General features: G+C 38.1%; 11 protein-coding genes. 9 read left to right on the forward strand and 2 right to left on the reverse strand.

Translation table 11 applies throughout. The annotated features are described in order from the left end of the window. Positions 1–95 precede the first annotated feature (95 nt). Positions 96–227, forward strand: a complete 132-nt coding sequence (locus SanaruYs_RS20435) for a hypothetical protein (RefSeq protein ID WP_262708692.1) — start codon at positions 96–98, stop codon at positions 225–227. A 20-nt stretch (positions 228–247) separates the two neighbouring features. Further along, positions 248–397, forward strand: a complete 150-nt coding sequence (locus SanaruYs_RS20160) for a hypothetical protein (protein WP_160118715.1) — start codon at positions 248–250, stop codon at positions 395–397. A gap of 485 nt (positions 398–882) precedes the next feature. Here the strand turns inward: SanaruYs_RS20160 and bioB are convergent, their stop codons facing one another. Both bioB and sppA read right to left on the reverse strand, forming a co-directional pair. After that, complete coding sequence (bioB, locus tag SanaruYs_RS17900; protein WP_127123979.1) at positions 883–1,869, reverse strand: biotin synthase BioB; 987 nt, start codon at positions 1,867–1,869, stop codon at positions 883–885. A gap of 10 nt (positions 1,870–1,879) precedes the next feature. Then, positions 1,880–3,631: a signal peptide peptidase SppA gene (gene sppA, locus SanaruYs_RS17905; protein WP_127123980.1), complete on the reverse strand. Its 1,752-nt coding sequence runs from the start codon at positions 3,629–3,631 to the stop codon at positions 1,880–1,882. A gap of 78 nt (positions 3,632–3,709) precedes the next feature. Here sppA and folK point away from each other — a divergent pair, with 78 nt between their 5' ends. The 7 genes from folK to SanaruYs_RS17940 all read left to right on the forward strand — a co-directional run bounded on the left by folK (position 3,710) and on the right by SanaruYs_RS17940 (position 12,411). Further along, the gene (folK, locus tag SanaruYs_RS17910; RefSeq protein ID WP_127123981.1) at positions 3,710–4,195 is read left to right on the forward strand and encodes a 2-amino-4-hydroxy-6-hydroxymethyldihydropteridine diphosphokinase; all 486 of its coding nucleotides are present in this window, start codon (positions 3,710–3,712) and stop codon (positions 4,193–4,195) included. A gap of 1,010 nt (positions 4,196–5,205) precedes the next feature. Continuing rightward, entirely contained in the window at positions 5,206–5,697 is a 492-nt protein-coding gene (locus SanaruYs_RS17915) for an RNA polymerase sigma factor (RefSeq protein WP_127123982.1), read from the forward strand. A 2-nt stretch (positions 5,698–5,699) separates the two neighbouring features. After that, positions 5,700–6,293: a hypothetical protein gene (locus SanaruYs_RS17920; RefSeq protein WP_127123983.1), complete on the forward strand. Its 594-nt coding sequence runs from the start codon at positions 5,700–5,702 to the stop codon at positions 6,291–6,293. A gap of 474 nt (positions 6,294–6,767) precedes the next feature. After that, positions 6,768–8,168 carry an alpha/beta hydrolase family protein gene (locus SanaruYs_RS17925; protein WP_127123984.1) on the forward strand — a complete coding sequence of 467 codons (1,401 nt, stop codon included), beginning with the start codon at positions 6,768–6,770 and terminating at the stop codon, positions 8,166–8,168. 142 nt (positions 8,169–8,310) lie between these two features. Then, on the forward strand, positions 8,311–9,090 hold the full coding sequence (locus SanaruYs_RS17930) for a DUF4349 domain-containing protein (protein ID WP_127123985.1): 780 nt from the start codon (positions 8,311–8,313) through the stop codon (positions 9,088–9,090). A gap of 270 nt (positions 9,091–9,360) precedes the next feature. Continuing rightward, positions 9,361–11,802 carry an ABC transporter permease gene (locus SanaruYs_RS17935; protein WP_127123986.1) on the forward strand — a complete coding sequence of 814 codons (2,442 nt, stop codon included), beginning with the start codon at positions 9,361–9,363 and terminating at the stop codon, positions 11,800–11,802. A gap of 63 nt (positions 11,803–11,865) precedes the next feature. Further along, positions 11,866–12,411: a dihydrofolate reductase family protein gene (locus SanaruYs_RS17940; protein WP_127123987.1), complete on the forward strand. Its 546-nt coding sequence runs from the start codon at positions 11,866–11,868 to the stop codon at positions 12,409–12,411. The last annotated feature ends 93 nt before the right edge of the window (positions 12,412–12,504 follow it).

Raw genomic sequence — 12,504 nt, forward strand, 5'->3', positions numbered from 1 at the left:
GTTTGTATAACATTGTAGATAAAAAGAGCCAACCAATATTTGCATCGTCAATTTAATTGATTTAAAGCTAATAGTAAAACCTAAACCCAAGTTATATGAAAAAGTTCTTTACAATTCTTGCCCTAGTTTTTGTTGTTGCCCTTACTTTCTCTGCTTGTACTGAAGAAGAAGTGAAGCCAACAGATAATAATACTGAAGGCGGAGCAGGCAGCGTTAAAGGTTTCTAAAAAATTTAATCAACGAGCGTATGAAAACCAAGACATTAATCCTATTGGCAATTGTTGCTGTGGCAACATTATCCTTCACATTTGTTAACAAGCAAAATGCTCAGTCTACAAAACAGACTGCTAACAATCAGGAGCCAATCGGTGGGTTTGTATCAGAAGGCACTTTCTGATTTTTCCCCTCTGAAAAACAAAGATTTAACCATAAGTATGGGTGCCCAAGCCCTTGCTTAAACCAACATGGTATATGCAACAGCGTAACTACAAATGCACTGTTGCATAAAACCTGTTGCACAGGCCAACTTTGTGCTTCACCAATGGCGCGTAAATTGTAGTGTACTCACCGACAGAACAACAACTGTTTGTTAGTGATGACTAAAATTTGAAATGACCAACGGTGCTGAAAATAGTCAAGCCCGAATAATTATTACGCCAACCCACTCCCTACAGGAAAAGGAATAAACAAGCGTTGGCAAACAAGCATGACTACCGCTCAACTCCCGGGCTGAACGCTTAAACGGCAAGCATGAAAAAAGCCTTCCACTTTATTGATGAAAGGCTTTAAACATCTTTGGCCTACCCTCAAAACTGGTGTAATAGGCCTACTTAAAGTGTTACTTTAAGTATCATTTTTCAATTTTCACAAAACTACGTTACATCATAAAACCGGTATTTTCGCCAAATTTTCTTTGTGGCTTGGTCGCGGACTCAACTGTAAAATTTGGAACATTTCCTTATCCTGAACATAACCTGGATTAGGCGTTGTCAGCAGTTTATCACCGGCAAAAATGCTATTCGCACCTGCCATAAAACACAGCGCCTGCTCTTCCAACGTCATGCGCACTCGCCCTGCCGATAAACGCACCATCGCCTTAGGCATAATAATTCTTGCTGTAGCAATCATCCTCACCATCTCCCACACCGATACCTTCTCCTGATCTTCTAACGGTGTGCCTTCAACAGGCACCAAGGCATTTACAGGTACTGATTCCGGATGTTCAGGCAAGGTGGCCAGCGTGTGTAACATACCAATACGGTCTCCCTCCTTTTCGCCCATACCAATAATGCCACCAGAGCACACCGATATTTTTGCTGAGCGCACATTTTCAAGTGTCTCTAATCTATCTCCGTAATTGCGTGTAGTAATTATGTCGTTATAAAATTCTTCGCTTGTGTCAAGGTTGTGGTTGTAAGCATACAAGCCTGCATCTTTTAGTTTCTGCGCTTGCTCCGGACTTAGCATGCCCAAGGTGCAGCACACCTCCATACCCATCGTGCTCACACCCTTCACCATCTCCAACACTTTATCGAAGTCGCGGTTGTCGCGCACCTCGCGCCAGGCAGCGCCCATACAAAAACGTGTACTGCCAGCTTCCTTTGCTTCTAATGCTTTTCCAATTACTTCTTCAACTTCCATCAGCTTTTGCACCTTCACCTCTGTGTGGTAACGTGCCGCTTGCGGACAGTAAGCACAGTCTTCAGGACATCCGCCTGTTTTTACCGATAAGAGTGTACACACCTGCACTTCGCTGGCTTCATGAAATTGACGGTGCACAGTAGCTGCATCATAGATCAGCTCCAGCACTGGCTTGTTATAAATAGATTCTATTTCCTGCTTAGTCCAGTTATTGCGTATTAAAGTCATGCTTGGGGGTTTAGTGTATAGAAAGTTCGAAAGGCAAGCGCGCCTGCGTACCGTTGTAATGTTGTACACGTTGTAGTTGTAGGTAATATGGATAGAACATACCCAATTCTTTCTGCAATGCATTTACTTTCGAATTTTCTTCCAACTGCAACATCAACTCCTGAAAGAAGGGTTGCTTCTGCGGATAGTATTTTACTTTGTAATCATCGCTCACACCAGCGGCTTCCGCTGCCAGGTTAATCGCATCATCAAATCCACCCAACACATCTACAAGTCCACGTTCTTTAGCTTGCGTACCCGTCCACACACGGCCAGATGCCACCTTCTTCAATTCCTCAACATCCATGTTTCTTCCTTCGGCTGCCTTGCTCGTAAATACTTCGTAGCCTTCTTCCGTCTTGCGCTGCCACACTGCTTTTTCATTATCAGTAAGGCCACGGCTAATGGTAATCATTTCACCAAACTCACCTGTCTTCACTTGTTCAGTAGTAATGCCCAGCTTGTTCGTCATCAAATCACTCGCATCAAACAACACACTAAAAATACCGATCGATCCTGTAATCGTATGTGGTTGTGCTACAATGGTATCGCAACCCATGGCCATGTAATAACCACCCGATGCTGCATAATCACCCATCGAAGCGATAACAGGTTTTATCTGAGCAGCCAAAGTAATTTCACGCCACATAATATCCGAAGCCTGAAAACTTCCACCCGGTGAATTCACACGAATCACAATCGCTTTTACTTTATCATTTTCACGCGCCTTGCGCACCTGCTCAGCAAACTTATCGCCACCAATAATACCATCGCTGCCTTTGCCCGGCATAATTTCACCATCACCAACAATTACAGCAATTTCACTCTTAGCCGCCTTATACGTTGTGTAGCTCTTGCGGTACTTATTCAACTTTACAAATTTAATGTCTGCGTCATCAGCCAAGGCAAGTCTGTTCTTCAATTCAGCGGTCAACTGATCATCGTATAACAACGAATCAATCAAACCATATTCAACAGCCTGCTTCGCATTGCGCACCAACATCTTGTCCGACATCTCACGCAATTTTGCCTTATCAATACCACGCGCAGTCGCTACTTGCGTTACTACATAATCGTAAATAGAATTAATTGTTTCCGTAAGCTGCAATCTGTTTTCGTTGCTCATCTTATCCAGCATAAAAGGCTCAACAGCACTTTTAAACTCACCCACCCTGAAAACTTGTGGCTTAATCTCCAGCTTTTCGAACATGCGCTTAAAAAAGCTCACCTCAATCGCCAAACCATTCCACTCCACATCACCTTGCGGATTCATGTATACTTTATCAGCAGCCGAAGCCAAATAATACGCAGCTTCCGACATCATATCGCCATAGGCCACCACCCATTTACCACTGCTTTTAAAATCAATCAACGACATACGAATTTCCTCCAGCGTGGCAAAGCCCGTCATCGGGTAGCTCACCGTTAGGTAAATGCCTTTAATCTTAGTATCGTCTTTAGCCTTACGCAGGGCCTCTTTCAATTCAATTAAACCTACCGAGGCCACTTCACCACCCAATACAGGTAAGCCCTCAAACGGATTGTCCACTTGTTGCTCAGTAATTTGCGCATCCAGGTTCAGGTGCAACACCGAATTTTCAGCTATAACAGTCTCTTGCTCAGAAGATAGGGCGCCAATAAAGCCTATCATCAAAAAGAAGGAAAGAAACATAAATACAAAAAGAGCGAGCAGTGTCGCGAAAAAACTCTTCCAAAAACCCATATTCACTATTAATTAAGTTCCAAAAATAAGGAATGCCCTTATGTTATTAAAAAGTATGTTTGCAGCGTCTATAATTACATGATAGAAGGAGTTTTTTTATTGACAGGCAGTAATTTAGGCCAACTCGAGGCCAATCTTGCCACAGCCGCCAAGCATATAGCGCGCGAATGTGGCGTTATTCTGCAACGCTCCTCCCTTTACCAAACAGCAGCCTGGGGCAAACAACAACAGCCCGACTTTTTAAATCAGGTGCTACACATTAAAACAAGCCTTACCCCCGAAAGTTTGTTAAGCAAGTCATTGGCCATAGAGCAGGCCATGGGACGCATCCGCACCGAAAAGTGGGGACAACGCCTCATCGATATCGACATCCTGTATTTTAACGAAGTCGTTATCAGTGAAAGTAATCTACAACTCCCCCACCCTGGTATAGCCGCGAGGCGTTTCGTGTTAGAGCCATTAACCGAAATAGCACCAGACTTTAATCATCCTGTTTTACTAAAAAGTAATAAAGCATTATTAGCAAGCTGCACCGATCCATTGGTAGTGAAGCGACTGATTTGATTGCCGTAAAATTTTACAAAACACTTTTTTTTAAAATAGAATTATTAGGGCAGCCCCTCGTGCCTCGGGCCGGGCTAATCCGCTGCAATCTTTTTGCCCCGCGCTATTGCCACGCAGCAAAAAGGATTTCCGCTGCTATCCCTGCTGCAGCATTAGTGTAAATAGTAAAATTGAGTAGGCAGTACGTTAGCAAAACCTTCGCTGTTCCAGATGTTCCGAAGGGCATCTGGAACTTTAAATGTGCCGGATTTAAATCCGGCATTATTCGTAGTTCGAGATGCGCTGCGCTAACATCTCGAACAGCAGGAACCGCTTTTCAAACAAGGCATTGCTTCAAGAAATTTATCACTCGTTTCGTCACAACAACTTTCAACTGGTGGGTTGGTGTTGAAATATTCAAATAATAAATAAAGTAATCTGCTAGTTCGTGTCTTTACCTAAAATCCGTCTGATCGCTGTTTGCTGTGTAATAAAGCGGTCTGACGGATGGTTCAGTTGGTTGAATTTTTGTTATCTGAAAGTTAGTGGCATCAAAACGGGCTAACAGATAAATAAATGTTAACTGCAAAAGTTCTCTTAATCCGGATTAAAAATCCTTTGATAAGGCTTCCGAATTACAAATTTGGAAGAGCCGAAATTGGAAAGAGCTATAGTTGTTCGTTTCATCGAATTTGAATTTCCTATGCTTCATTACAGCATGCTCAGGCAAGGCATTATGCTATCTTCGGTCTGGTAGGGAATGTGTGGATAGCATACAGCCTTGAATGAGTCATGCGAGGCCCAGCGGCCTTAGAGCAAAAACTCGCTTATCGCTACTTGCTCTAATAATCTAAAAATAATAATGTATTTTTATTTATGAGTTAGTTCTCTTAATCCGGATTAAAATCCTTTGATAGGGCTTCCGAATTACAAATTCGGAAGAGCTGATTGTAAAATAAATTTGCTGAAGTGTGACTTTTACAGTCAATCGTACACTAATAAGGCATAGAAACATAAATAGCAGACAATTAGTGGACAAAAAAGAAAGTTTTATTGAGGCGTTAAAGGTAAATGAAGGCTTTGTTTACAAAATTGCATCAGTCTATACTGATAATAAGGAAGACAAACACGATTTAATTCAGGAAATTCTATACCAACTGTGGAAATCCTTTGACACATTCAATCAACAATCAAGTTTAAGTACTTGGATGTACCGAGTGGCTTTAAATGTTTCTATTTATCAACTAAAGCAATCTAAGAAAAGAGTTTCTACTGTCCCTATTAATGAAGAAATGTATAATACTTACAAAGAAGACAATACTAACAATGAGGAAAAGTGGAATATTTTTAAACAGCACATTGAAAATCTAAATTTGCTTGACAAAGGAATTGTAATGCTTTATTGTGAAGACAAAAGCTACGATGAAATTGCGGAAATTATCGGGATTTCAAAAAGCAATGTTGGAACGAAGCTCCTTAGAATAAAAGAAAAATTAAAATTACAAATCAATAAATCTTTATAACAATGGAATTAGATGATTTAAAAAATACATGGGATAATGCTGGAAATAAAAAACAGCAACAAAATTCAACTTCCAAACTAATTGACCAAATGACACAAACAAAATACGTTTCTAAATTAAATAGAATTGCTTACCCAGAAATGATTGGAAGCGTAATATGCATACTCACTGCAATGTTCATTGGTTTTGCCTTTTACAAGTTAGATACCATTCTTTTTCAGACTGTTGGCATAATATGCATCCTATTATTACTGTCAATCTCCGTAATAAGTTTTTTAAGTCTTAGACAATTAAAATCATCAAACGATTTTAGTAAACCATATGCAGATACACTAAGAATGTTTGCGACCCAGAAGTTAGCCTTTTCTAAACTACAAAAAATCAATATCAACTTAAGTTATTTGCTATTGATCGTAGTCATTATTCTACTTCCTAGATTATTTAGTGGTCAGGATATTACAGATAGTAAATATTTTTGGATGTTTTCCTTCAGCTTTGGTTACATTTTCCTATTCTATTTCTCCAAAAAAGTAACGAAATACTACCAAAACAAATTGAGACAATCAGAAGAACTATTGAATGAATTACGACAATAGCCAAAAGTAATATGCAGGTGTTGATGTTCCGGATGTTCCATTGAACATCTGGAACTTTTAAATAACCGGATTTAAATCCGGTATTATTAGTAGTTCGAGATGCGCTGCGCTAAACTGTACAATAGCATATAACAACCGGTCTGACCGCTGTATACAATAACAAGAAGCGGTCTGACCGGTCGCTGTTGTTGAACCAAAATCAATTTTTAAAATCGCTGGAAACATCTCGAACAGCAGAAATATTTCTTTAAATTTCTTTAAACAGGGAATAACACTAACAGGAGAGAAGGCTTCAATTTTCAAATCTTCAAATTATCTAATCCTCAAATAACCACAGATACAGCCTTGAATGACTATGCTAGGCCCAGCGGCCTGAGAGCGAAAACTCGCTTATTGCTATTCACCCTAATAATTTTAGAGAAATGATGTGTATTTTGTATTTTTAATTGAATAGATTAACTATCAATATATAGTATGAAACCAATCTCAATTTTATTCCTTGTATTGTTAACCTCCATTACAACAATAGCTCAAGACATTTCAGGGCAATGGAATGGCATATTAAAAGTGCAAGGCACACAACTAAGAGTTGTCTTTAATGTAACGCAAACCGAAAATGGCATAAGCACTACATTAGATAGTCCTGACCAGGGTGCCAAAGGAATTGCTACAACATCTTCAAGTTTTGAAAACTCAGTCTTCAAAGTCACAGTTTCAAATTTAACAGTTGAATACGAAGGAACATTAGGTAGCGACAACATCATTATTGGTAATTTTAAACAAGCCGGTCAATCCTTCCCCATGAATTTATCCAAGGAGATAGTTGAAAAAGAAAAAATTGCAAGGCCACAAGAACCAACAACACCCTATCCATATTACGCTGAAGAAGTAACTTTTGAAAATAAAAAGGCAGGAATTAATCTGGCTGGAACACTTACTCTACCCAAAAAAGAAGGTGTATTTCCTGTTGTGATCTTAATCAGTGGCAGTGGCCCACAAAACAGAGATGAAGAATTAATGGGGCACAAACCATTTCTAGTGCTGTCAGACTATTTAACAAAAAATGGAATTGCCGTATTACGGTATGACGATCGTGGTACTGCATTATCAAAAGGAGATTTCAAAACGGCAACAAGTGCTGATTTTGCTACTGATGTTGAAGCAGGAATTGCTTACTTAAAAACAAGAAAAGAAATTTCTAAAAAGAAAATTGGTTTAATAGGACACAGCGAAGGTGGCTTAATTGCTCCAATGGTTGCCAGTCAATCCAAAGATGTATCATTTATTGTCTTATTGGCAGGCCCGGGTATTCAAGGCGACTCAATACTCTTATTACAACAAAAGTTAATTGGGAAGACAGCAGGAATGAGTGATGAGGTTTTACAAAAAAATGAATTAACAAATAGAAAAATATTTGACATCGTTAACGCATCAAACAATCTTGAGCAACTAACAATTGACTTAACAAATTCCATTACACAAGCTTTAAAAGATAATCCAAATCCACAAAAGCCAGCAGGAATGAGTGATGAGGATTTTGTCAAATTACAGGTTAATCAGATTGCATCACCTTGGATGCAATATTTTATAAAGCATGATCCGGCCCCAACATTAGAGAAGGTAAAATGCCCGGTTTTAGCACTTAATGGAGAGAAGGATTTACAAGTTCCACCAAAAGAAAATTTAGACGCCATTAGCAAGGCATTGGCAAAAGGAGGAAATAAGAAAGCAACCATTATAGCGTTACCAAACTTAAATCACTTATTTCAAGAATGTAAGACAGGTTCACCTTACGAGTACGCGTCCATTGAACAGACATTTTCACCAATAGCTTTAACAGAAATATTGAAATGGATACAAACGCAGACTAAATAAAATATTTTGAAACACTTCATGGCCGGATAAATATCCGGCTTTATTTTTAGTTCGAGATGCGCTGCGCTAACATCCCGAACAGCGATGAAAGCGACACATTTCACAAATACACAAATGTTATCTTCATTATAAAATAATCACAATGAAAAAATCACTCCAATACTTAACACTCTTTATAATATTTACAATTTACAGTTGTTCCCAACAATCCGAAAACCGTTCCTTGGAAATGGCTTACTTGGAAGCAGCCCCCTCAACCGCTGACCAGGAAATAGAAGAAATTGTTGAACGAAAATTAATTAAGGAAGGGCAACTAGAATTTGAATCCACTGATTTTAGCCTAACCAGAAAGACAATTTTTGAGGCCATAAATAAGTACAAAGGATATGTTTCCTCTGACCAGGAATTCAATTCACCCGGCCGAAAAAGCAATACTATAATTATTCGTGTACCTGCCGATAATTTTGATAAACTGTTACAAGATGCTACGAAGGGAGTTGAAAGGTTTGATAACAAGCAAATCACAGTCAAAGACGTTACTGAAGAATTTCTCGACATGCAGGCGAGACTCAAAACAAAAAAAGAGCTTGAGAATCGATACTTAGAAATTTTAAAGCAAGCCAAAAACGTAAAAGAAATTCTGGAAATTGAAAAGGAAATTGGGCAATTAAGAGCAGAAATAGAATCAGTTGAAGGGCGATTAAAGTACTTACTGAACAGAGTTTCGTTCTCAACATTAACAATAACCTTTTACGAAAGTATTTCAACGCAAACAAAATTTGGACAAGAATTCAAGAATGGCGTAAGCAACGGCTGGAACAACCTAATTTGGTTCTTTGTAATGTTAACAAATGTTTGGCCTTTTATACTGCTAGGCATTTTGTTACTCTTTGGAATTAGAACCTACAGAAGGAAGAACTAAGTTATTTAGTCTAACAAGGTTCATTTGTGAAGAGCACACAAGTTATTGTTGAGAGTATTTAACGTACCGAATAAATATCCTGTTCTATTCTTATGTTTGAGATGCGCTGAGGTAACATCTTGAAAAGCAAGATTAGAAATCCTATGATAGGGCTTCCAAATTACAAACTCGGAAGAGCTTAATTCCTAACAGTTCAAGTGAAATGCAAAATCCAAAACAACTTCTAAATACTTTTAGTATTTTAGACGTTCAACACTTAAATAGATCAGAATGTTAAGAAATCACCTGAAAATCGCTTTTCGAAATCTATTAAAGCAAAAGACTTTTACACTAATTAATGCGTTCGGTTTAGCAATCGGTGTAGCCAGCTGTGTTCTGCTCGGCCTCTATGTTAACCACGAACTCTCCTACGACAAAGGCTTTAAAGACTCAGACAGAATACATAGAATTGTACTAGAACGTAAGTATCCAGATCAGACGTCTATCATAGCGGGTGTTCCACATTCCTTGGCAAGTGTAGCGGTGCAAGACTATCCGGAAATTCAGCGTGCCACTACAATTTGTGGCCCGTTTGATGATATGATGATATCTTATAAAAGCACTAACAACGCTGATATTAAGTTTCTTGAAAATGATGTCTATGCAGCAGATAGCAACTTTTTTAAAATTTTCAGTTTCAATATAATCAAGGGTGATCGTGAGACTATGCTACTGCATCCTAAGAGTATGATATTAACTGAAAGTACTGCGAAACGTCATTTCGGAGATCAAGATCCGTTTGGGAAACTTATCACAATGTCAGGCAATGTGTTTACCGTTACCGGAATATGTGAGGATCCACCAGCTAATACTCACTTTAAATTTGGCTTAATAATTTCCATCAACACAATCGAAAGGTTCAATCTTGAAAATTTTAACAAACCTGACGTCTACTGTTATTTAAAACTAAATAAAGAGGCAAATCCCGCTTTACTTGAAGCTAAGCTTGATGTAATGGTTGACAAATACGCAGCAGCCGATTTTGAAAAGGTCAATAAATCATCTTGGTCGGAATATAAGAAAGCAGGTAATGGATATCATTACTTCCTGTGTCCACTAACTGATGTCTACTTATATCCCGAAAATATTGGTGGCATGAAACCTGGTGGGAATATTATTTCAATCAGAATTATGATAGTGATAGTAGTACTGATTCTGGTTGTTGCCTGTATCAACTTTATAAATCTTGCAACCGCTCGTTCATCTGAAAGGGCTATGGAAGTTGGCGTTAAAAAAGTTCTAGGATCATCAAGAAATCAATTAGTATTTCAATTTCTTAATGAATCCTTATTAGTGAGCTTTCTGGGAGTCGCCATTGGCGCAATGTTAATAACATTACTTCTACCTCATTTTAGTCAGTTTACTGATATTAACTTACAGATTGATTTTGGAATTCAGGAAGGTATTGTCTTAATAATAGTAGCAACTGCTTTAGGCGTACTTGCTGGCATCTATCCATCATTTGTTCTGTCATCCTTCAAGCCTGTAACCGTATTAAAGGGTGCGTTTACCTCAACTTCAAAGGGGAAGTGGATTAGAAACGGATTAGTCGTTTTTCAATTTTGCATATCGATTTCACTTGTTATTTGCACAGTTATCATGCAGCAGCAAATGAATTTTATAAGTCAAAAAGATCTTGGCTATGACGAAGAGAATTTAGTTGTTATAGAAGGCAACTTTCATATGAGACCCAACTTCACAAGTAGCTTGATAAAAGAGCTTAAATTAATGCCTCAAGTCGTTTCGGCTGCCGGGAGTTTGTCTATGCCCACTATTGCTGGCATTTATCCTCAACAATATAGATCAGAAGGATCACCCGAAATCAAATCCATCCATACGATGTATGCCGGTGATGAGTTTGCTGAAGTAATGGACTTTAAACTAATGGAAGGGAAGTTATTCTCCGAAAATACAAATGACTCACTATCTATCATTTTAAATGAGTCTGCCGTTAAGACTTTAGGATTAAAAAATCCCATTGGAGAGAAAATAAATTTCATTGAGCAAACTTATGGAACCGGAAATCAAACAACTTTTACAATCGTGGGTATCATTAAGGATTTTCATTATGAAACACTGCATCAAGAGATTAAACCACTTATCATTCAAAGTAATGAGGTAATCTTTAATAGAATGAGCTTTGTAGTGGTGCGACTAAGGCAGGGAGAAAACACATCTGCAATTTCCGAAATGGAGAACAAATGGAGAGCCTTAGCATCCGATATGCCTTTTCAATTTAGATTTTTAGACAATGTGTTGGATGCACATTACAAAAAAGAAAAGCGTATGGGTGAAATTTTTACACTATTTTCCTGTCTGAGTATAATTGTAGGCTGCATAGGTCTTTTTGGTTTATCTGCTTACACAATAGGGTTAAGAATGAAAGAGATAGGTATTCGTAAAGTGTTTGGTGCTAGTGTTACAAACATTCATGTTTTGCTTTCAATGGATTTCATTAAAATGATTCTTATATCTTTTTTTATAGCCGTTCCTGTTTCAATATATGTTATGGACATCTGGTGGCTTCAAGAATTTCCATTTAGAATTGAAATCAGCCCTTGGACAATTTTAGTTTCTGGTCTTGTTGCTCTTGTGATAGCCTGGATTACTGTAGGCTATCAATCCTTTAAGGCATCGGTTCAAAACCCGATAAAAATCTTAAGAAATGAATAATCAAATGCAATTCCCGCTAAAAAAATTCTCAGGTAATCAACAGAGAATAAGACTATAATTTATATGAGAAAGATTATTGCAGCAATCAACACGACAATTGACGGGATTTGCGACCATACAGCTGGTATCCCCGATGAAGATTTACATCAACATTATACCAGTCTTTTAAACAACGCAGGAATTATATTATATGGCCGTACAACCTATCAACTTATGCAATTCTGGCAAACGTTGCTAAAAAAACCTTCAGGTCAAAAATCAATGGACGACTTTGCTTTGGCAATTGACAAAATACCAAAAGTCGTTTTTTCTCAAACCTTAAAAAACACTGAATGGGACAGTGCCGAAATTGCAACCAAGGAAATTGAAAAGGAAGTTTTAGAACTCAAACAACAATCTGGTAAAGATATTTTAGTTGGCAGTCGGAGTATAATTATTCAGCTAATAAATCTTAATTTGATAGATGAGTTTCAACTTTGTATTCATCCTGTCATAGCAGGCAAAGGCTCTCCACTCTTCGAAAATATAAACGACAGAACAATTTTTAAGCTTTCCAGAACAAAAGCCTTTAACTCTGGTGCAATAATACTTTACTATGAACGAACTTAAGATCGTTGTCAAATCGATTAAAACACTATCTGTGTAATCATCAATCTCCCGAAGCACAACAATAAGCGTGAAGAATTAGTGTTGCGTTTTTTC

This window comes from Chryseotalea sanaruensis, assembly GCF_003990915.1.
Classification (GTDB): domain Bacteria; phylum Bacteroidota; class Bacteroidia; order Cytophagales; family Cyclobacteriaceae; genus Chryseotalea; species Chryseotalea sanaruensis.